Consider the following 19,313-nt stretch of genomic DNA (forward strand, 5'->3'; position numbering starts at 1 on the left):
GGCTCGCGCCGCTCGTCCTGTCCGCTTCCGCCTACCCGTTCGGTCCGCACGGGCGTCCAGCGTGCCAGATCAATCGTCGGTTTGGGTACCGTCCCCGACCGGTAGGTCAGCAGAACACGGAAGTGTGGGCGTGGACACACCGTCCCGCTGGCGACAGACTAGGGAACATCGCGAGGGACACGGGACGGCGACGATTTGGCCACAAGCCGGCAACGACGCCTGGGAGGTGCGGTGATGCGCGGGCTGTTCAACAGCCGGGCGAAGCACGACTACCTCAGCGACGCGCTGACGCTCCTCACCGGGTGGACCCGGGAGGGTGAGCAGATCCGGCGGACCCTCGTGATGGACGACACCCAGCACGCGGCGCTGACCGAACGGGTCAAGGTGGTCGCGGATGCCCTCCGGCTCCGTCCCGAGATCAGTCGCCGGGACGAGGAGACCCAGATCCGGGTCGGGCACGGCGACGGTGACCCGCTGACCGAGGGCGAGGTCCTGCTGGCGGCCCGCATCGAGGACGCGTACCGGGCGGTCACCGCTTCCTGAGCGGCACCCGGCGCAGCCTGGTGGCACGTGTCCATCGTCGGCCCCCGTCCCCCACCGCCGGGGTGATCGGCGGCGTCGCTCCCAGCCTAGGGCTCGCAGGTGCCGCCCGGCCTCGCCGGAACGTGCGGGACCGGGCCGGCCGAGTGGCCGGCCGGCGACGCTCCGTCGCCCTCTCCTGAGGCTTTCCTGAAAACCCGTCGTTTCGGTGAAGTCGCCCAGGGTACAAGCTTCGGCACGGGCAGGCTGAAAAAGCCCGTAGAGGACTAACCACACGAAGTTATCCCCTTTGGAGCTGACATGACCACGCCCACCGGCACCAACGTCACCACCCACGGCGTTGACCACCACGACGACCATCTCGGCCACCACGACGTGCGGGTCGCCCGTCGGCACGGCGACGAGACCAAGCCCTCGTGGAAGACCACCGAGCTCGCCGTCTACCTGCTCTCCGTGATCGGTGTGCTGATCGCCTCGAACGCCGTCGGCGACGGCGCCGCCAACAACGGCGGGAACTACTTCGCCGCCGACAAGGCCTGGTGGTACATCACCCTGCTGACCATCGGGTACCTGGTCAGCCGGGGCCTGGCGAAGGCGGGCAGCCGCAGCCGCGACGACGACCCGCGCACCAACCACTGACGACCGCACCTCCGCAGCCCCGCCGCGCCGCGTCCCCCGACGCGACCGGCGGGGCTGGCGCGTGTCAGCGCGCCGGTTCGCCCTGCACGGTGGACAGACCGAGCGCCCGGCGTACGGCCAGCTCGGTCTGCGGCTCGCGACGCTGCTCGGCCTGCGCCACCAGCCGGAGCGTCTGGTCACGGTCGGCGGCCTTCTCGGCGTCCCGCCAGTACGCCGCGGCCTCCTGCGCCTCGGCGATCAGCTTCTCCATCGGCTCCTTGACCTGCGCCGGCCACGCCGGGGCGCTGAGTGCGAGCCAGAACCGGCCGTTGGCCGTCGCCGTCCGGGCCACCATGGCGCGCAGGTCGGCCGGCGCGGCGGTCGGGCCCTGGGCGGCGAGGACGGCCCGGGCCTCGTCGAGCTCGCGGGTCGCCATCAGGTAGGCCAACTGCTCGGGGCGGACCACCGTGGCGTCCTGGCGCAGCTGCCGGGTCAACGGCGCCGAACCGGCGGCCAGATAGCAGGTGATCTGCGGATAGGTCGGCCACTCGACCCGCGACGGGACGTACCAGCGCAGCCGCACGTCCGGCGGGAGCGAGAGCGGGTCGAGGACGTAGCTGCGCTGCTGCTGCCGGCAGGCCGTCTCGGCCCGCGCCGACAGGGCGGCCGTGCCCGGGTACGCCTCGCCGGCGTGCCGGACGTAGGCGGGCAGGCGGTCGACCAGCTCCGCGTCGTGCGGCGCGGTGCAGGGCACCGTGGTGACCTCCTCCGGCGCGGTGCGCGTACCCGTGGGGGTGTCGTCGACGCGGAAGCAGTCACCCGCCCGCAGCCCTCGGACGCCGACCGCCGGGTCGGGCCGGGACACCACCCCGGTGAGGACCAGCACCAGCGCCAGCGCCCAGGCGCCGCAGAGCACCAGGCCGGCGACCGCCAGGCCCCGGCCCCGCTCCCCGGTCCGCCTGATCCGGCGCAGCGCGACCACCGCGACCACCGCTCCCAGCACGCCGCCGAGCAGGCCGAGGACGAAGGCGGCGATCGCCAGGCGGTTCATCCGCCCGTGCGACGGTCGGGGCGCCGCCCACGGCTCCCACTCGCCCGCGGCCGCCTCGGCGAGGCCGGGCGGTGCCGGTTGCCTCGACCTGGTGTCGTCCGTGGTCATGTCGCGTTCCTTCCCCCGTGTCCCCCATGCGGCGTGCAGACTAGTCGACCGGGCCGGCTGGCGTCCGCTTCCTACCGTGGGATCCATGGCCAATGCGACGTACGACCGCAAGGAGCAGTTCCAGCAGATCCAGAGTGGACTGCTCGACGGAGAGCAGATCATCGCCGTCTACGACGCCGTCGGCACCGGCACCGGGTTCATCGGGCTCACCGACCGGCGCGTGATCATTCAGGACCGGTCGTTCATCGGCAAGCGGTACGCCATCACCAGCATCCCGTACTCGAAGATCACCAGCGTGAGCGTGGTGAGCAACAAGTCGTGGGGCGGCTCGTTCTTCTCCACCGGAGCGATCGCCGTCCACGTCGGCACGCACACCTACGAGGTGGAGTTCCGGGGCGCGCAGAAGAGCCACCACGTGCACAACGTGATCCTGCACTACATCAGCTGATCCGGAAATTCGTGCTGACATTTGCAATCGAAGATATCGACCAGTCCAACATTGCTGTGGACCTTCTCACAGGCGCATCGACATACGTCGCAATCCATATTGGACTAGTCTCCTACGAGATCGGAACTGAAGATCACGGGGAGGCACGTTGCGTAGGAAAAAAGAGAAGAAGCGGTTGTCCACGGTGCGGGTAGTCGTGGCGGCGGCCATCATCGTCGGCGTCCTGACAACCGGCGGGACCGCCGTCCACGCGGCGCCGGAAGGCACCGACCAGCTGGCCACAGCGACCGTCACCTTCCTCTCACCCGAGCAGTACGAGCAGCAGTGGGGGGTGCCCTCCACGGTTCCGCCGAAGGTGTCCGAGCTGGCGGACGAAGCCAGGGTCACGTTCACCACGAGCGACAGACAGGCGTCCGGCACCGTCCCTGCGATCGGGATGGATCCGGGCGGCGGCAAGCCGGCCGAGTGGTGGATAATCTTGAAGGAGTACCGGGACCGGTCCAAGCGGACGGTGCCGGTCAGGCTGGGCAACGGTGCCCTTGGATACAATCACTACGCCGTTCAGCACAATCTCCGGAGTTTCGCTCCCCTGGAAGCCGCCTTCAAGACGACCAAGCCGGACAAGATAAACGGCAACCGGATCGAGTACATCGCCTACGTGGTGAACACGGGCAGCGGCGCGATCCACAAGATCGTCCGCGTCATCACCCAGAACGCCACCCACAGCAGCGATTACGCCTACGTGACCCCCGATGGCAAACCGATCGGCGTGATCACCGCCTACTGCCAGGGCGACAACAAGTGCCCGGACTGGGTCAACAAGGTTCCGTCGTAGCTCGGAACTGAAGCGAGGAGTTGCCGGAAAATGGCGATCAGCCTGAGGGACGCCGTCCACCAGTTCATGCTGCGGAGCACGCTACCGCTTCTGGTGACGGCGTCCCCAGGTCGTCCCACGGTCAGGGGCATCGCCCGCGCGGACGACGGGCACACGAGAATCGCGCTGTGGGCCGGCGACGCCGAGCCCGGGGTCGCCGGCGAGTTCGCGCTGGAGAGTTTGGCCGACAGCGGCGAGGTGCTGCGCGCGGAGGCGGCAGTCCACCATGTCCGCGATGTCCTCGCAGCCGACTTTGAGCGGCACCGCAGCAACCCGTCGCTCACCCGGGACAGTCACCAGAACGCGATCGTGCCGGTACCGTCGGCGGAGATCGGCGCGCTGGCCGAGCGGGTCGGTCCCGAGCACGGCCTTGCACGGCTGTTCGCCATGCTCACCTACGGCGGTGATCCGCCGTGGTTCGCCGAGGTCTTCACTTTCACCGGTTTCATGCTCCAGGCCGGCCAGCGGTGCCGGGCGTACGTCATGGCCGCCGAAAGCGGCGCGACCTACGGCATCGACTTTCCACTCACGCACGCCAACGGCCACGCCATCCGGGGGACCGCCGCGAGCCTGCCTCAGGAACTCGAATCCCTCATCCGGGTCGGTGACCTGACGATTCAGCCGCGGATCGACGTACCCGACGACTACTGCGACGTGCTCGTCGACATGACCCGGTGGGTCGACCCGCCGTCGTCCGCCGGCTGAACCCGCCTCGTCCCACCTCAGCTCGCGAGTCGGGCGGCCCGGTCCAGCAGGGCTCGGCGTACAGGGCGGCCGGAAGGTCGAGGTCGCCGACCGATGAGCGGGGCACCGCCACCGGCCCGCCCCTGGCAGGCTGGCCTCATGACCCGCGCCGCAGACCACGACCGGGTACGGCGCAGCTACGACACGGTGGCCGAGACGTACCGGGAACGCATCGGCGACGAACTGGCCGGCAAGCCCCTCGACCGGGCGCTGCTCGCGGCCCTCGTCGAGCGGGTCGGCGAGGCTCCCATGGCCGACCTGGGGTGCGGGCCCGGGCACGTGGCGGCCTGGCTCGCGGAGCGCGGCGTCACCGCCGTCGGCGTCGACTTCTCCCCCGCGATGGTCGCCGCCGGCCGGCGCAGGTACCCGGAGGTGGAGTTCCGCCAGGGCGACCTGCTGAGCCTGCCGGCGGCGGACGGCGAGTTCGGCGGGGCGGTGGCGCTCTACTCGGTCATCCACCTACGGCCGGCGGAGCTGCGGCCGGCGTTCGCCGAGATGCGGCGGGTGCTGCGGCCCGGCGGCTTCCTGCTGGTGGCGTTCCACGTCGGCGCCGAGGTGCAGCGGCTGACCGACTGGTGGGGCCATGAGGTCGATGTGGACTTCCACTACCACGAGGTGGAAACCGTCGCCGGAGCACTGCGCGGGGCCGGCTTCACCGAGGAGGCTCGGCTGGAACGGGCGCACCACCCGCAGGAGGGCGAGACGCAGCGCTGCTACCTGCTGGTCCGGCGCCCGGCGGAGGAACCGGGGCAGGAGATCGAGCCGCGGACGTCGAGCTGAGCGGACGTTTCGGGGCCGAGCCCGGGTCGTCAGCACTGGTCGAGGCGGCGGAACTCGTCGACGGAGACGAACTCCCCCGCGCGCCAGGTCCGCACCATCCCCGAGCGGAGCTGCGGGTCGGCCAGCATCTGCTCGGGTACGAAGCTGACGCCGTCCATTCTCCCGTCCCCGGAGCCCGTGCCGATCAGCACGCCGTCGAGGACGTACTCGTGGTCGGCGGTCAACGCCCGCGGGTCCTGCCCCTGCCGGGGCTGCTGCGGCCAGTCGTCCGTCCACCCGTCCCCCGGGTCGCTCAGCACGACGCTGTCGGGGCGGTCGTCGCCCGCCGGCCGGAGCGTCACCCGCGCCCCGCCCTGCGAGACGTCGGTCAGGGTCAGGTGGTCCAGCCTCTGGTCGGGACAGACCGCGATCAGGCCGACGACGCGTCCCTGCGGGTCGACGGTCACGCCCAGCTCGCCACGCAGTCGCGGGGTGCAGCCCGCGAGGCCCCACACGACCAGGATCAGGGCCGTCGCGACGGCCACCGGGCGCATGCGCATCTCGTCCCCCCGGGGGTGCGGCTCTCCTCAGCCTAGGGACGCCCGGACACGGGCGGGTCACAGTGGAGCCCTCGGCGCGTGGATCACGGGCCGGCCGACCCGGCGGACGGGCAGCGACCCTCCACGGTCCTGTCCGACCGCCCCAGTACGGTCGGGTCGGTCTGCGGGAGATCGCGAGTCCGGGTAACGGTCGAGAGGAGAAGACGTGCGTGCTTCGGGATGGTCGTACAGCGTCGCCTACCAGCCGGACGTCGCCACCGCGCTCCGGCAGTTACCTCAGGACGTTTACGACCGGGGCGCGTACCACCGCGAGGAGCCGGACCCGACGTACGCCCTGACCGAGAACGAGTTCCGCGCGACGCTTGATCCCGCGCACGACGACAGCGGGATCAACGAGTTCCTGCTGGACGATTGGCGAGCCGCGCAGCGGCGACCCCGGCCGGTCGACCCGGACTCGCTGTTCGCCGCGCAACCGCACTCGGGTACGCACTCCGTCATCGACATGGTCAACGGCGTCTCGGACCGGCCGGCGTCGTGCACCGTGTCCCCGCTGACCGGCGAACAGTTGCTCGCCTTCTTCGGCACCGTCCACCCCGCGCCGGACCAGGTCCTGGCGTGGATAAAGAGCTTCGATCCCTACCCGATTCGGGAACGCTGGGAGGCCGTCTACGTCGTCAGCTACGTCGACGGCAGCCCGGACCAGATCCACTTCACCGGGTTCTCCGGCGACTGACCCCATCGACTCACTGCGGCATCCGGGGAATTCAGCCGTCAGCCAGCCCGAGGGCAGCCGTCCCTCGCCACCGGCCGGGCGGCCATTCAGCCCCCGGCCGGTCGCGCTCTCACTGGAAACGCCTGCCGGGCCTTCTGGCGCCGGTCGGCTTGTTGATCACGGAGTCCTTGGCTCGGCGGCGTACCACGATCGCGTTTGCCTTCCTCCGCAACCCTTTCAGGATCCTGTCCTTCATCGCCGGCATCCCCTCTCGCGTACGTCAGATCAGTCGTGCGCGTTTCCGCACCGGACAAGTGATCCTTCGCGTACCGCAGTCCGCGTACCCGATGGGACAGCAGACATTCATCAGCGTCGGGCCACGCTGCCTGGCCGACGCCGGCTGGCAGACCGACCATCCCGCCTGACCAGGGAGAGACCGGCCGAAATCAGACGTTGAAGCGGAACTGGAACCCGCATTCGGTCCAGCGGGAACGGCCCTCGACACCTGCTTAGACCGCATCCCGGGTTGCCATGGCTGCTCGCCAGTTGACGCCGTTTCACGGCGTCTTGTGCCCCCCTGTGCGCCCCCTAGGAACAAGCGAGCACCTAGCTGACACGAGCAGACAAACTCGGTCACGAGGCCCACCGAACGGGGCGGCGGATGACCGACGACCTGACTAAGGTGCCTCCAATGCGCATTCCACCCTTGCCCAAGGCATCGCTCGACCTCACGGGAGACAAGGCTGCGAAGCGAGTAGTCGGCAACCGTCCGGCGAACGTGACCTCACCCATCGCCATCGACGCCTACAACCCCGAGTGGCCCGCAATGTTCGCGAAAGAAGAGGCGGCAATCCGTGCTGCGCTAGGCTCCCAGGCTCTTGCGGTCGAACACGTTGGGTCGACCGCCGTCCCCGGTCTGGCGGCCAAGAACCGACTCGACATCGACCTCATCGTCGCGGACCCGGCCAACGAGGATGCATACGTGCCTCCGCTGGAAGCAGCCGGCTACTTCCTACGCACCCGCGACCCTGACTGGTACCAGCACCGATGCCTCTGGACCCACGACCACGGGGTTAACCTGCATGTCTTCGGCCCTGACTGCGACGAGCACCTCCGACACCTGATCCTCAGGGACTGGCTTCGCACGCATCCTGAGGACCGCGACCGCTACGCAGCCGAAAAGCATCGAATCGCCCAGAAGCACCCCATGGACATGACGCTCTACGTCCAGGGAAAGACAGCAATCATCATCGACAACCTCAAGCGCTGCGGGCTGCGCTGAAGAGCAGCGGAATACTGCCAGGCGGGGCGGCCGGAGATGGCTGGCCCATCCGACTCTGCCGACGAGCGATCGTCGTTGCTACGGAGCTGCCCAGGGGACGGTTGGATCGCGCGGAAAGACCGGGCATTGACGGCGCAGATCGTGTCAGGATGCTCGGCATGTCTCGTCGCGCACTGAGCTTCGGAGTGGTGGCGGAAGCATACGAACGGTTCCGGCTGGGGTATCCCGTGGAGCTCTTCGACCTGGTGATGACGTACGCGGATCAGCCGGTTCGGACTGCCCTGGAGATTGGCGCCGGGACCGGCAAAGCAACCCGTCTGTTCGCTCAACGAGGGGTCACGGTCACCGCGACCGAGCCTGACGGGGCGATGCTGGCCGAGCTACGTAAGCACGTGGCAGCAAACGTCAAGACCGTGCAAGCCGCCTTCGAGGACGTGCGACCGGGCGAGCGCTACGGGCTGGTGTACGCGGCAGCGGCGCTGCATTGGACGAACCCGGAGGGCCGGTGGTCGCGGATGGCCGCGCTGCTGGAGCCGGGCGGCGTGTTCGCCTCGTTCGGTGGACCACTCCAGTTGGCCGACCCGGCTGTGGAGGAAGCTGTTCGCGCGGCCCGGGCACCGTTCCTAGAGAGCGACGATGTTCCGTCTCCAGATGGGACGCCTCCTGGACATGACATGCAGTGGCCGGGCACGGAGCTCCAACGGTCTGAGTGGTTCGCCGATGTTCGGCAGTCCGTGATCGTGCGGCGGTCGACGATGAGTGCTCGCGACTACGTCGGCCATCTCTCGACCATCTCGGCTTATCTCGAATTGCCGACCCCGGAGCGGGAGCAGGTATTCAGCCGGATCATGCAGGTCCTGCCCGAGACGGTCGAGATTGCCGCCGACCTCACCGTCCATCTCGCGCGTCGGCGCTGCGCGCAGTAGTGCTTCCACAATCAGATGCAAGGAGTTAGCAGCCCGGTGAGCTTCTACATGCACCTGCGGGCCACGGGCCTCCAACGCCACCCACCAGGCGCTTGACATGATCGGCCCATTTGGGTTTCCAGGCAGACCCGTATCACGCGTTTCCGCAGCTCAACAGGGGTGCGTGTGACGGCGCGCGCAGCGGGAAGGTCGGTCGGATGACTGACCCCGGGGAGCTGGCTCGAGACGCGCTCCAGCGAATCCACTGGGCTGCCGTGCGACATCGGGACCTTGAGCTGCACCACGCGACCGACGAGATCGTCCGAGCGGCCCAGGCGAGGGGCCTCGACCCTGGGGCCGTCGAGTCGTACCGCCCCTTCCCGGTGTGCGGTGCCGAGCCGGGACAGTTGTGCATCAACGTCCCTGGCCGCCCGGTGACGCCGGGCGACATGCACCCGGAGCGTCCGAAATAGGGCCGCTTTCCGTTCCCGTCAGCTCTCGAAGCGGACGTAGCCAAGCCGGAATCAGACGTTGAAGCGGAACATAGACTGCCTCTCCCGTGACCTGCGGCTACCTGATCGGCGCGCTGGTCACGCTTGCTCCTGGGCTCACGTCGTTGATGGCTGGTTGCCGACGTTTCACAGTGTCTTGTGCCCCATGTGTGCCCTGGCAGACTCCTTGACCCCCAGGCACCCAACACGGCTCGCTGACCGGGGGCGGCACGGGCCTCTAGCAACCCGGACTGCCTTGCAGCACTTGAGGCTTCGGCCTCGGCCGCAGCCGGATACGCTGCCCCGCATGACCCGGATGCACGTCCCGCTCGCCGTCTTGCTTCTGGCCCTAGCCGGCTGTTCCAGTGGCGGCGTGCCGGCTGCGGCATCCGCAAGCCCAACGTCGACCGGCACCGACAATGGCCTATTGCCCAGCGCACCACCCGGCGTGGATGAATACGCCCAGAGGGCCTGCCAGAAGCTCGTTGAAGCCCAGAACGACAGCTCCATCTATCTCCAGCCCTTGCGCGATGTCGCAGACTTAGCGAAGTTGTCGGCTGTGGACGAGATCGCCCGGACTGGTGCCGTACTTGACGAGCGAGTCAAGCTCGCCGAGGCCGCCAGGGCCAAGTCTATGAAGGAACGCGACAACCCAGTCCAACAAGCGGAGGTCGAGCTTGAAGCGAAGGCCGAGGCGGAGGATGCCTCATTCGAGCTGACTGCCGCCTGTGTCAATGCTGGCCTCATAAGCTTGTCTGAATTCCCAGCAGACTGACCAAGCTCAGCCCTGCTGCTGCCATCCTCACTGTCTGCCGTCGACCCGCCCTACTGGGAGCGGGCCGCCGCCCGGCCCGCCATATCAAGCGGACCTTGACGCAGGTTCGGACGCTGCCGGAACAGATTGAGTCGGCTCTCGTGTCACGGACCGCGGCCCCGGCGGACACCGCCACAGTGGCGCAGTTGACCCAACCTCGCCCGGCACGGACCCGGCTCCCAGGGTCGAAGCTGGCCACCGGCGGCCACCCCTCCCCCTCCCAGGTGAGCGGTTGAACTGACCTTGAGCGGCTGTGGAGCCGGCTCCTGGACGACCGGCATGCCCTCGGCGGCCACCGCCCCCATGCTTGGGGCTTGCCGCGCGGACCCGACGCGCCCCTCCCTGCGCCGCGCTGCTTAGGCGCGGCGCGGCTGGCTGCCGGCGACGAACCTCACCACTCTCCCGCCATCCCGTCTGCGGCGGCCCCGGGCTCCCCGCTCTCCGCGCCAGCCGCCGGGCGTCAGGCGTGGCGGCCGCAGAGCGACAGCGGCAGCGGCCGGCACGCGCCCAGGCGGCGGCGCGTGCGGCCCGTTACGGGCCGCCTTGAAGACGTACAGAAACTTTGAACAACTTCGCCGGCAGCCGGGTGTCGGGTATCGGGACCTGCGTGACACATCGGTATCAGGACCTGAGTGACACTCCGCCACCGTGGCACTGGCCGGACGCCTGGCCGAGGTCGATGAGCTGATCAGAACCGGCAGCGACGGCTGGAAGGACCTGATCCCCCGCTACCGTCGCCCGCCCCGGGCGAGGCCGTTCCACCTCAGGCCGCAGCAGCACATCCAACATCCATCAGCGCTGCGGGGTGGTACGAATGTTTCAGAGGCTGACAGAAGTGGCGGAAACGGGGCGAAATATATGACGGGTGGCGCCGCCCGGCTGGTGCGGGGACCGGAGGGGCACCGGGCGACGTTCTTGGACCTGTTCCTCGACCTGGTGTTCGTCTTCGCGCTCTTCCGGCTCTCGCAAGGGCTGCTGGAGCATCTGAACTGGAGCGGCGCCTTCCAGACGCTGCTGCTGCTCGCCGTGTGGCGGGTCTGGACCGCGACGGCGGTGATAAGCGACAGGTTCGACTCGCGGCGGCCAGCGATACAGGTGCTGGTCATCGGGTGCATGTTCGGCAGCATGGTGCTGGCGGCCGCGACGCCCAAGGCGTTCGGCGAACATGGCCTGCTCTTCGCCGGCGCGTACGTCGCCGTCCAGATCGGTCGCAGCCTCTTCCTCGTGATCGTGACGCGGGGCGACAAGCGGCAACGTCTCGAGATGCGGGAGCTGTTCTGGTACGGCGTGTCGGCGGTGCCGTGGCTCGCGGGCGGCGTCGTGCAGGGTTGGCCGCGTGGGGTGCTATGGGCACTCGCCGTGGCTGTGGACTATGCGGCGATCAGATTCCGCTGGCCCACGCCGAGGCTGGGCCGCGCCAGTGCGGCCGACTTGTCGGTCTCTGGCGAGTACCTGGCCGAGCGGTATCGGCAGTTCTTCATCATCGCGCTCGGCGAGCTGATCCTGACGACGGGGCTGGCGTTCACCAGCGACGGCTTCGAGGCGGACCGCAGCGCGGCGGCCGCGGTGGCGTTCACGACCACGGTGCTGCTGTGGCGGATCTACATCCACCGTGCCGGAGAGGTGCTGGACGAGGCCGTCGCCGCAGCCCCTGATCCGTCCCGCGTTGCCGTGTCAGCGTTCTACGCCCACCCGGTCATGATCGCCGGCATCGTCGCGATCTCCGTCGGCGACGAGCTCATCATCGACCACCCGCTCGAACACACACCACCGGCATGGGCCGCCGTCATCCTCGGCGGACCCGCACTGTTCCTCGCCGGACGCGCCATCCTCGAGTACGAGGTGTTCGGCCGAGTGTCCCGAAACCGCGTGGCCGGGATCCTCGTACTCGCCGCCATCTCCCCGGCAACGATCCTCCTGCCGCTCGTGCTGGTCGCCGCCGCCGCTGCCCTCGTCCTAGCCGCAGTCGCCGTATCCGACGCAGCCCGTGCCAGAGGACGCCCACCCGAGCCTCCCTCACCACCTGGTTAGCCGGAAGTGTCACCCACGTCCCGAGACTGTTCTGTCACGGATGTCCTGAGACTCGACATCGCCGGCAGCCGGGCGGTTCGTACGTACGTTCGACTAGGCTGCGGCTGGTGGAGGGACGGTCGCTGGTGGAACGGGTCGTGGGGCCGCATGGCCCGGCGCGACATCTGGTTGCTGACGGACGGCCGACTCTGGCGCGTCCGTGGCCGCCTCGGTGGCGACGGAGGGCAGGAAGTGTCGCACGACTTCTCGGACGAAGCATCCGCCCGTTCGGTGGTCGACCGGATGATGAAGACCTCGGCCGGCACCTGGCGGGATCTCACGGAGGCGGTCCCGCAGGAGGCGAACCGCCGGCACACTCACTAATCGATGACCTTGGAGCTACTGCGCGGGCGGCTCGCCGTACCGCCTGATGTGTTCGGCCCACTCACGGGCGACCGCTTCTGCCTGGGCACGACGCATCGGTGCAGTGCGGTGCATTTGAATGTTGCCCTCGGGGTCGTCGGGCACATAGGCGATCACTGGCCACCTGTTCGTCACGGCCCGCCACGGCCACACCACCAGCGTCGCGAGCAGCGCGCCCACCATGTTCAGGAAGTCGAAACCCTCATGCCAATAGACGGGTTTGAACGGGTTTAACCGATCGGGGTCGTACACGGTGGCCCGCCACGGCGCGCGCGGGACTGGCCGCCATGCGAGGCGCTGCCGGCCTACCCGCCACGGGATCCATTCGCCCGTCGGTGACCGCGTGAACACCAACACGCGGTCATGGTGACACCGACGCACAACCTCGTGAAGCTGATGGCGACCGATGTATCGGTGATGGAAGCCCGCCGAGTGGACGGGACTATCGCCCCGACTACCAGGCATAGCAGATCATCAACCCGCACATGAGCGGCAGAACCCCGAGCGAGGCCGATAGCGGTCAACGGCACGCGTCCGGCCGGACGTGCACACCGCACCACGGCGGCAGGTCGACTGCCCACACCCGCCAGCCGCCGGCGTCTTGCCGTCAGCCCATCGAGAGCGGATCGTGCCGCTCACCGTCAACCAGGTCCGCGCCCTGGCCGACGCGATGCCCGCCCGCAACCGCGCCATGGTGATCGTGCAAGCCGGCCTCGGGCTGCGCCTCGGCGAGCTGCTCGCGCTGCGCGTCCAGGACGTCGACTACGCCACTCGGACGGTTCGGATCGAATGGCAGTTCGCGCCGCAATCCAAGGTTCGCACCGAACCGAAGACCCGCCGGTCCCGCCCGACCGTCCCGCTTCCCCAGGTGGTGGCGACCGCCATCCGTGAGCATTCGGCACAGTTTCCGCCGGCGACTGACGGCACCATCTTCACCACCCGCTTCGCCGGCCCGTACCGACACGACTACTACGGCTCGCTGATCTTTTCAGCAGCGGTCGAGCGGGCCGGACTGCCGAAGAGCACCACGAGTCACGATCTGCGGCATCACTACGCCTCGGTCCTGCTGATGCAAGGCGAGTCGGTCATCGTGGTCGCCGAACGGCTGGGGCACGAGAACGCGACCCTGGTCCTGTCGACATACGGCCACCTGATGCCGGACTCGGAGGAACGCACCCGCCGCGCCGTCGATGACGCATGGGGCTGTGCCCCCGGTGTGCCCCAAAGCGACGGCCCAACCGGCTGACCTGGGGGAACAGGTCAGATTCACACGTTGAAGCGGAACTCCACCACGTCGCCGTCCTGCATGACGTACTCCTTGCCCTCGATCCGGACCTTGCCGGCGGCCTTGGCCGCCGCCATCGATCCGGCCTCGACCAGGTCGGCGTAGGAGACGACCTCGGCCTTGATGAAGCCGCGCTGGAAGTCGCTGTGGATGACGCCCGCGGCCTCCGGGGCGGTCGCGCCGACCGGGACGGTCCAGGCGCGCGCCTCCTTGGGGCCCGCCGTCAGGTACGTCTGGAGCCCGAGCGTGCGGAAGCCGACCCGGACGAGCTGGTTGAGGCCGGGCTCGTTCTGCCCGATCGACTCCAGCAGCTCGCGGGCCTCCTCCTCGGGCAGGTCCACCAGCTCGGACTCGATCTTCGCGTCCATGAAGACCGCCTCGGCGGGCGCGACCAGCGCGCGCAGCTCGTCGAGGAACTCGGCGTTGGCCAGCTCGGCCTCGTCGACGTTGAAGACGTACAGGAAGGGCTTGGTGGTCAGCAGGTGCAGCTCGCGCAGGTGCTCCAGCTCGATCTTCGCGGCGGCGGCGCCGGCGTAGAGCGTGGTACCGCCGTCGAGCACGTCGACGGCGGCCTTGGCGGCGGCGACCGCGGCGGCCCGGTCCTTGCGGAGCTTGGCCTCCTTCTCCAGCCGCGGCAGCGCCTTCTCCAAGGTCTGGAGGTCGGCGAGGATCAGCTCGGTGTTGATCGTCTCGATGTCGTCGGCCGGGGAGATCTTGCCGTCGACGTGCACCACGTTCGGGTCGGAGAACGCGCGTACCACCTGGCAGATCGCCGAGGCGTCGCGGATGTTGGCCAGGAAGGCGTTGCCCCGGCCCTGCCCCTTGGAGGCGCCCCGCACCAGGCCGGCGATGTCGACGAACGACACCGGCGCCGGCAGCACCTTCTGCGAGGAGAAGATCTCGGCGAGCGTGGCCAGCCGCTCGTCCGGCAGCCCGACGACGCCGACGTTGGGCTCGATCGTGGCGAACGGGTAGTTCGCGGCGAGCACGTCGTTCTTGGTGAGCGCGTTGAACAGGGTGCTCTTGCCGACGTTGGGCAGGCCGACGATGCCGATGGAGAGACTCACGACGGGCCAGCTTACGCCGGTGTCCGCCGACACCCGGCAGGTAGGCCCACCAGCGGTGGGAAAAGAGGACCCGGGTACGCCCGAAGCGTTGCTAGCCTCCCCGGATGACGAGCGGGGCGGGCGAGCGGCTGCCGGAGCTGTACGTGGCGGTGGACGTCGAGGCGGACGGCCCGATCCCCGGCCCGTACAGCATGATCTCGCTGGGCATGGCGGTGGCCGGGCGGCCCGACCTCACCTTCTACACCGAGCTGAAGCCGATCTCCGAGGAGTTCGTGCCGGCCGCCCTCGCGGTCTCCGGGCTCGATCGGGACCGGCTGCTGCGCGAGGCGCCCACCGCCGAGGAGGCGATGGGCGCCGCCGCGAGCTGGGTCAACGGGCTGCGCCGGATCGGCCGGCCGGTCTTCCTGGCCGCGCCCGCCGTCTGGGACGGCATGTTCGTGCACTGGTACTTCGTCCGGTTCACCGGCCGCAGCCCGTTCGGCGCGACCGGCTCGGGCGTGGACCTGCGCAGCTGGTGGATGGGGCGGACCGGCTGCGAGTGGGTGCGGACCCGCAAGGGGATCATCAAGCACGAGCTGGGCCTGACCGACGTGCCGCACACCCACCACGCCGGGGAGGACGCGGCCGAGCTGGCCCAGGTCTTCGACGCCGCGCTCCGGCACCGCCCCGGGCGGGCCGAGGCCGGCTGAACGGGGCTCGCCCTCCGCGTACCCGACGGGGCCGGCGACCGGCGCTCAGGCGGTGAGCAGCCGGGGTTCGATCCGGGTCTCCCGGGCGCCGCCCGCGCCGTCCGGGGTCAGCTCGTACGCGGCGACGCCCTCGCGGTCGGCGACCGCCTCGGCCAGCCGGGTACCCCGGTAGACCAGCCCCACCCCGTCGTCGGTGCAGTGGCTGACCGGCAGGGTGCCGTCGCCGACCAGCCGGTGCATCAGCGGGCGGCGCTGCTCCTCGCTGTCGTAGTGCACCCCGTTGCCGTACGGCAGCCACCCGAGGCCGTCGGTGAAGGCGCGCAGCGCGCGGCCGAAGCTGTCGGTGGCGCCGCCGACGTGCCAGCAGATCGAGCCGGCGGAGACCCCTCCGAGCACCACGCCGGCCTCCCAGCACTCACGCAGGATCTCCGGCAGGCCGTGCACCCGCCAGACGGCGCAGAGGTTGGCGACGCTGCCGCCGCCGACCCAGATGATGTCCTGGGCGAGCAGGTGGGCGCGGATGTCGTCGACGGTCGGCATCGGGAACAGCGCCAGGTGGGAGGGGCGGAACCGGGTGCCGGCGAAGGCGCCGTAGAAGACGGTGAACGCGGTGGGCTGGTCGCCGACCGCCTGGTTGAGGTAGCAGATCTTCGGCTCGTCGGCCCCGGCCAGCTCGGCCATCAGGTCGAAGACCGGCCCGGGCTTCGCGTCCCAGGGGCCACGGTCCCGGCTGCTGAAGCCCATGCTGGTCGCGACGATGGTGGGTTCGCTGGCGGGCACGGATGATCCTTCCGTCGGGTGGGTTACGCCCTCATCCTGCGTCATCGCCGGCCCGGCCGTCGGCCCGGTCAGCCCGCTTCGGCGGCGGCGAGCAGCACGCGCAGCAGGTCACCCAGGCGGGCCTGGTCTGCCGGGGGCAGCGCGTCGAGGATCCGTCGCTGCACCGCGAGGCCCGCCTCGGCGGCCTCCTCGACCGCGCGGCGGCCGGTGTCGGTCAGGGTCACCCGCAGGCCCCGCCGGTCGGCGGGGTCGGGCGCGCGGCGCAGCAGCCCGGCCCGTTCCAGCCGGTCGAGCCGGCCGGTCATCCCGCCGGAGGTGAGCATCAGCGCGGCGGTCAGTTCCTTCGGCGCCAGCGTGTACGGCTCGCCGCTGCGGCGCAGCGCGGCCAGCACGTCGAACTCGCCACGGCCGATGCCCCAGTCGGCGTAGACCCGCTCCTGCGCGTCGCCGACGATCCGGGCCAGCCGGTAGATCCGGCCGAAGACCGCCATCGGCTCGGGCCGCATCCCGGCGCGCTCGCGGCGCCACTGCTCGACGATGAGGTCGACGTCGTCCCGGTCGGTCACCCCCGGATTGTGCCCCACGTCGCCCTTCCACTCTTCGCTCACGGGTGATTAGCTTAGCGCTAAGCTACTTACTGCAAAGAGAATCGAGTGCCCGATGAGCCGTCGCCGCACCGACATCGCGTTGACCGCCCTCGCGCCCGCCGTCTGGGGCACCACCTACCTGGTCACCTCCGAGCTGCTGCCGCCGGACCGGCCGCTCTGGTCCGGCGCGCTGCGCGCGCTGCCCGCCGGGCTGCTGCTGCTCGCGCTGACCCGCCGTCGGCCGCACGGCTCCTGGTGGTGGCGGGCCGCCCTGCTCGGCGCGCTGAACATCGGCGCGTTCTTCCCGCTGCTCTTCCTCGCGGCGTACCGGCTGCCGGGCGGCACCGCCGCCGTGCTCGGCGCCGCCCAGCCGCTGCTCGTCGCCGGCCTCACCGTGCTGGTGCTGCGGGACCGGCCGCACCGGCTCGCCCTGCTGGCCGCCGTGGCCGCCCCGCTGGGCGTCGCGCTGGTCGTGCTCCGGCCGGACGCCGGCACCGACCCGCTCGGGGTGGCCGCCGGCCTGGCCGGCACCGCCGCGATGGCCACCGGGCTGGTGCTCACCCGCCGCTGGGGCCGGCCGGCCGGGATCAGCACCCTCGCCGCGACGAGCTGGCAGCTCACCGCCGGCGGCCTGCTGGTCACGCCGGTCGCCGTCGCGGTCGAGGGCGCGCCGCCGGCCCCGGACGGCCCGGCCCTGCTCGGGTACGCCTGGCTCGGGCTGGTCGGCACGGCGCTGGCGTACGTGCTGTGGTTCCGGGGCGCGGCGCGGCTGCCGTTGACGCAGGTCTCGGTGCTCGGCGCGCTGAGCCCGCTGACCGCCGCCGGGCTGGGCTGGCTCGTGCTGGACCAGGCGCTGAGCCCGACCCAGCTCACCGGATTCGCGCTGGCGGTGGCGGCGATGGTGGTGGCGCAACTGCCCGCCGGCGGGGCGGGTCAGCCGGCCAGGCGCCAGTCCGCCCCGGGGGTCTCGGCCTCCGGTAGCGCCCCGGCGGGCAGCTCGGCGGCCGCGGCCAGCGGCAGGGTGAACCGGTGCGCGGCGGACGGGCCGGCCGCGTACGACTCGCCGAGCATCCAGCGCACCTCGTCGGCCGTCCAGCCCAGCCCGCGCCGGCCGGCGATCTCGCGGACCAGCCGCAGCCCCGGCCGGGTGTCGTCGTCGTAGAAGCGCATGCACCAGTGGTGCGCCCACATGCCCAACGCCCGCACGCCGGCCGGATCCAGCGACGCGGCGAGCCGGCCGCACGCCGTCTCCCCGAAGAGGCGCCCCGGCTCACCGACCCGGTCCCGCTCGATCGCCCCGTACGCCGCCGGCGCCACCGCCCGCATCCGGTCGTAGAAGCCCTGCACCACCGCGCGGTCGAGCCGTGCCCGCCCCGACCGCATCAGCGGGCACCCCGCCCGGCCACGCTCGCCATCGCCCCCGCACCCTTCTTGAGTTGGTGGCGGGACCGTACCGACCACTACCGACAATTTCTCGCGTCCGATTCCTTGCCACGCAACGGATAGCTGGCCCGAGCTGCGGCGTCTGTATCGGTAGGAGCGGACCGGGGAGGATGCGTGGACGAGGACGAACGGGCCCGGCTGGCCGAGTTCGTGGCGAGCCGTACGCCGGCGCTGATGCGGGTCGCGTACCTGCTCACCGGCGACCGGCACGCGGCGGAGGACCTGGTCCAGTCGGCGCTGGCGCGGACGATCCCGCGCTGGCGGACGCTGCGCAACGCCGACCCCGAGGGCTACCTGCGCACGGTCATGTACCGGGAGCAGGTGAGCTGGTGGCGGCGGCTGCGCCGGTACCGGGAGTCGCTGCTCACCGGCGCGCACGAGGTGCCCGCCGCCGATCCCAGCGGCGGCACCGACCTGCGGCTGGCCATGCGGGCGGCGCTGCGGCACCTGCCGCCGGCCCAGCGGACCGTGGTGGTCCTGCGTTACTACGAGGACCTCACCGAGACCCAGGTGGCCCAGGTGCTGGGCTGCTCGGTCGGCACCGTCCGCAGCCGTACCCATCGCGCGGTCTCCCGGCTGCGCGAGCTCCTGCCGGATGTCGAACTCCTGGAGGTGCGGCGATGACGTCCCCCCTCGAAGACCTGATCCGCGACACCCTTACCGACCTTGCCGAGGAGGCCCCGACAGTGCAGGACCAGTTGCCGCCGGCGGAACGACGAGCCCGGACCCGACGCCGCGCCACGGTGACAATGGGCGCGGTGGGCACGCTCGCCGCCGTCCTGATCGCCGCCCCGCTCGCCATCGCCCAGACCGGCCCGGACTCGCCCCGGCCGGCCGCTCCCACCGCTCCGCCGACGCCCTCGCCGCGCCCGGCCGAGCCGACCCCCTCCCCCCGCTCCACGGAGACACCCGCACCACGGCCACCGCTGCCCGGTCCGTCCACCCCGCCCGTGCCCCTGCCGACGGCCACGCCCAGCCCTGTCGCACCCGTGCCGGCCACGCCGCCGGCCCCGGGACGTCCCGTCCCGGCCCACCCGACGGCGACGCCGAGCCCGATGGGCACCGAGCTGCCGCCGCCGGGCAGGCCGTCGCCGCGCTGATTCCCGGCCCGACGCCCCGGGAC

Annotated in this window: 22 protein-coding genes and 1 pseudogene; 16 read left to right on the top strand and 7 right to left on the bottom strand. The window is 70.6% G+C overall.

Annotation, left to right across the window (positions count from 1 at the left end):
- Positions 1–234: 234 nt before the first annotated feature.
- Positions 235–543, top strand: a complete 309-nt coding sequence (locus tag ACTWM8_RS26190) for a 4a-hydroxytetrahydrobiopterin dehydratase (RefSeq protein ID WP_446211304.1) — start codon at positions 235–237, stop codon at positions 541–543.
- A 297-nt stretch (positions 544–840) separates the two neighbouring features.
- Positions 841–1,179 (top strand): hypothetical protein, encoded by a 339-nt coding sequence (locus ACTWM8_RS26195; protein WP_446211305.1) that lies wholly within the window; start codon positions 841–843, stop codon positions 1,177–1,179.
- A 64-nt stretch (positions 1,180–1,243) separates the two neighbouring features.
- Here the strand turns inward: ACTWM8_RS26195 and ACTWM8_RS26200 are convergent, their stop codons facing one another.
- Positions 1,244–2,317 (bottom strand): DUF4190 domain-containing protein, encoded by a 1,074-nt coding sequence (locus ACTWM8_RS26200; RefSeq protein ID WP_446211306.1) that lies wholly within the window; start codon positions 2,315–2,317, stop codon positions 1,244–1,246.
- 85 nt (positions 2,318–2,402) lie between these two features.
- Between ACTWM8_RS26200 and ACTWM8_RS26205 the strand changes: the two genes are divergently transcribed.
- The 4 genes from ACTWM8_RS26205 (at position 2,403) to ACTWM8_RS26220 (ending at position 5,163) form a co-directional block, all read left to right on the top strand.
- Entirely contained in the window at positions 2,403–2,765 is a 363-nt protein-coding gene (locus tag ACTWM8_RS26205; RefSeq protein WP_088960401.1) for a PH domain-containing protein, read from the top strand.
- A 175-nt stretch (positions 2,766–2,940) separates the two neighbouring features.
- Positions 2,941–3,600, top strand: a complete 660-nt coding sequence (locus ACTWM8_RS26210; protein ID WP_446211307.1) for a hypothetical protein — start codon at positions 2,941–2,943, stop codon at positions 3,598–3,600.
- 30 nt (positions 3,601–3,630) lie between these two features.
- Positions 3,631–4,344, top strand: coding sequence for a hypothetical protein (locus ACTWM8_RS26215; RefSeq protein ID WP_446211308.1), 714 nt, complete (start codon positions 3,631–3,633; stop codon positions 4,342–4,344).
- A 138-nt stretch (positions 4,345–4,482) separates the two neighbouring features.
- A complete protein-coding gene (locus ACTWM8_RS26220) occupies positions 4,483–5,163 on the top strand; it encodes a class I SAM-dependent methyltransferase (RefSeq protein ID WP_446211309.1) in 681 nt (226 codons plus the stop codon).
- A gap of 29 nt (positions 5,164–5,192) precedes the next feature.
- On the opposite strand, the gene ACTWM8_RS26225 is transcribed toward ACTWM8_RS26220, so the two are convergent.
- On the bottom strand, positions 5,193–5,702 hold the full coding sequence (locus tag ACTWM8_RS26225) for a hypothetical protein (protein WP_446211310.1): 510 nt from the start codon (positions 5,700–5,702) through the stop codon (positions 5,193–5,195).
- Between the two features lie 205 nt (positions 5,703–5,907).
- Here ACTWM8_RS26225 and ACTWM8_RS26230 point away from each other — a divergent pair, with 205 nt between their 5' ends.
- The 5 genes from ACTWM8_RS26230 (at position 5,908) to ACTWM8_RS26250 (ending at position 11,937) form a co-directional block, all read left to right on the top strand.
- Positions 5,908–6,435, top strand: coding sequence for a hypothetical protein (locus ACTWM8_RS26230; protein ID WP_446211311.1), 528 nt, complete (start codon positions 5,908–5,910; stop codon positions 6,433–6,435).
- Between the two features lie 640 nt (positions 6,436–7,075).
- Positions 7,076–7,696: a GrpB family protein gene (locus ACTWM8_RS26235; protein ID WP_446211312.1), complete on the top strand. Its 621-nt coding sequence runs from the start codon at positions 7,076–7,078 to the stop codon at positions 7,694–7,696.
- 149 nt (positions 7,697–7,845) lie between these two features.
- Positions 7,846–8,622, top strand: a complete 777-nt coding sequence (locus ACTWM8_RS26240) for a class I SAM-dependent methyltransferase (protein WP_446211313.1) — start codon at positions 7,846–7,848, stop codon at positions 8,620–8,622.
- Positions 8,623–9,399: 777 nt separating this feature from the next.
- Positions 9,400–9,867: a hypothetical protein gene (locus tag ACTWM8_RS26245; protein ID WP_446211314.1), complete on the top strand. Its 468-nt coding sequence runs from the start codon at positions 9,400–9,402 to the stop codon at positions 9,865–9,867.
- 687 nt (positions 9,868–10,554) lie between these two features.
- Positions 10,555–11,937: a low temperature requirement protein A gene (locus ACTWM8_RS26250; protein WP_446211315.1), complete on the top strand. Its 1,383-nt coding sequence runs from the start codon at positions 10,555–10,557 to the stop codon at positions 11,935–11,937.
- Between the two features lie 378 nt (positions 11,938–12,315).
- On the opposite strand, the gene ACTWM8_RS26255 is transcribed toward ACTWM8_RS26250, so the two are convergent.
- Positions 12,316–12,696: a hypothetical protein gene (locus ACTWM8_RS26255; RefSeq protein ID WP_446211316.1), complete on the bottom strand. Its 381-nt coding sequence runs from the start codon at positions 12,694–12,696 to the stop codon at positions 12,316–12,318.
- Positions 12,697–12,967: 271 nt separating this feature from the next.
- Between ACTWM8_RS26255 and ACTWM8_RS26260 the strand changes: the two genes are divergently transcribed.
- Positions 12,968–13,585: a tyrosine-type recombinase/integrase gene (locus tag ACTWM8_RS26260; protein ID WP_446211317.1), complete on the top strand. Its 618-nt coding sequence runs from the start codon at positions 12,968–12,970 to the stop codon at positions 13,583–13,585.
- A 20-nt stretch (positions 13,586–13,605) separates the two neighbouring features.
- On the opposite strand, the gene ychF is transcribed toward ACTWM8_RS26260, so the two are convergent.
- Entirely contained in the window at positions 13,606–14,691 is a 1,086-nt protein-coding gene (gene ychF, locus ACTWM8_RS26265; protein ID WP_280836849.1) for a redox-regulated ATPase YchF, read from the bottom strand.
- A 104-nt stretch (positions 14,692–14,795) separates the two neighbouring features.
- On the opposite strand from ychF, the gene ACTWM8_RS26270 reads away from it, so the two are divergent.
- Complete coding sequence (locus tag ACTWM8_RS26270) at positions 14,796–15,380, top strand: exonuclease (RefSeq protein WP_179801767.1); 585 nt, start codon at positions 14,796–14,798, stop codon at positions 15,378–15,380.
- 45 nt (positions 15,381–15,425) lie between these two features.
- On the opposite strand, the gene ACTWM8_RS26275 is transcribed toward ACTWM8_RS26270, so the two are convergent.
- Both ACTWM8_RS26275 and ACTWM8_RS26280 read right to left on the bottom strand, forming a co-directional pair.
- Positions 15,426–16,160, bottom strand: coding sequence for a Type 1 glutamine amidotransferase-like domain-containing protein (locus tag ACTWM8_RS26275; RefSeq protein WP_446211318.1), 735 nt, complete (start codon positions 16,158–16,160; stop codon positions 15,426–15,428).
- A gap of 68 nt (positions 16,161–16,228) precedes the next feature.
- Entirely contained in the window at positions 16,229–16,768 is a 540-nt protein-coding gene (locus ACTWM8_RS26280) for a MarR family winged helix-turn-helix transcriptional regulator (RefSeq protein WP_446211319.1), read from the bottom strand.
- Between the two features lie 52 nt (positions 16,769–16,820).
- Here ACTWM8_RS26280 and ACTWM8_RS26285 point away from each other — a divergent pair.
- Positions 16,821–17,594 (top strand): annotated as a pseudogene (locus ACTWM8_RS26285) (EamA family transporter); the annotation flags it as partial.
- A gap of 86 nt (positions 17,595–17,680) precedes the next feature.
- Here ACTWM8_RS26285 and ACTWM8_RS26290 read toward each other — a convergent pair.
- Positions 17,681–18,130, bottom strand: a complete 450-nt coding sequence (locus ACTWM8_RS26290) for a hypothetical protein (protein WP_446211320.1) — start codon at positions 18,128–18,130, stop codon at positions 17,681–17,683.
- A 174-nt stretch (positions 18,131–18,304) separates the two neighbouring features.
- Here ACTWM8_RS26290 and ACTWM8_RS26295 point away from each other — a divergent pair, with 174 nt between their 5' ends.
- Both ACTWM8_RS26295 and ACTWM8_RS26300 read left to right on the top strand, forming a co-directional pair.
- A complete protein-coding gene (locus ACTWM8_RS26295; protein WP_179801770.1) occupies positions 18,305–18,814 on the top strand; it encodes a SigE family RNA polymerase sigma factor in 510 nt (169 codons plus the stop codon).
- Positions 18,811–19,290, top strand: coding sequence for a hypothetical protein (locus tag ACTWM8_RS26300; RefSeq protein WP_446211321.1), 480 nt, complete (start codon positions 18,811–18,813; stop codon positions 19,288–19,290). The genes ACTWM8_RS26295 and ACTWM8_RS26300 overlap by 4 nt, the downstream gene beginning before the upstream one ends.
- Positions 19,291–19,313 lie beyond the last annotated feature (23 nt).

It is taken from the genome of Micromonospora sp. IBSANI012 (assembly GCF_052814045.1).

What these genes read in the sequence shown, in the direction of transcription:
- ACTWM8_RS26190 (WP_446211304.1), top strand. Translation starts at nt 235, where the DNA reads ATGCGCGGGCTGTTCAACAGCCGGGCGAAGCACGACTACCTCAGCGAC.
- ACTWM8_RS26195 (WP_446211305.1), top strand. Translation starts at nt 841, where the DNA reads ATGACCACGCCCACCGGCACCAACGTCACCACCCACGGCGTTGACCAC.
- ACTWM8_RS26200 (WP_446211306.1), bottom strand. Translation starts at nt 2,317, where the DNA reads ATGACCACGGACGACACCAGGTCGAGGCAACCGGCACCGCCCGGCCTC.
- ACTWM8_RS26205 (WP_088960401.1), top strand. Translation starts at nt 2,403, where the DNA reads ATGGCCAATGCGACGTACGACCGCAAGGAGCAGTTCCAGCAGATCCAG.
- ACTWM8_RS26215 (WP_446211308.1), top strand. Translation starts at nt 3,631, where the DNA reads ATGGCGATCAGCCTGAGGGACGCCGTCCACCAGTTCATGCTGCGGAGC.
- ACTWM8_RS26220 (WP_446211309.1), top strand. Translation starts at nt 4,483, where the DNA reads ATGACCCGCGCCGCAGACCACGACCGGGTACGGCGCAGCTACGACACG.
- ACTWM8_RS26225 (WP_446211310.1), bottom strand. Translation starts at nt 5,702, where the DNA reads ATGCGCATGCGCCCGGTGGCCGTCGCGACGGCCCTGATCCTGGTCGTG.
- ACTWM8_RS26235 (WP_446211312.1), top strand. Translation starts at nt 7,076, where the DNA reads ATGACCGACGACCTGACTAAGGTGCCTCCAATGCGCATTCCACCCTTG.
- ACTWM8_RS26240 (WP_446211313.1), top strand. Translation starts at nt 7,846, where the DNA reads ATGCTCGGCATGTCTCGTCGCGCACTGAGCTTCGGAGTGGTGGCGGAA.
- ACTWM8_RS26245 (WP_446211314.1), top strand. Translation starts at nt 9,400, where the DNA reads ATGACCCGGATGCACGTCCCGCTCGCCGTCTTGCTTCTGGCCCTAGCC.
- ACTWM8_RS26270 (WP_179801767.1), top strand. Translation starts at nt 14,796, where the DNA reads ATGACGAGCGGGGCGGGCGAGCGGCTGCCGGAGCTGTACGTGGCGGTG.
- ACTWM8_RS26290 (WP_446211320.1), bottom strand. Translation starts at nt 18,130, where the DNA reads ATGCGGTCGGGGCGGGCACGGCTCGACCGCGCGGTGGTGCAGGGCTTC.
- ACTWM8_RS26300 (WP_446211321.1), top strand. Translation starts at nt 18,811, where the DNA reads ATGACGTCCCCCCTCGAAGACCTGATCCGCGACACCCTTACCGACCTT.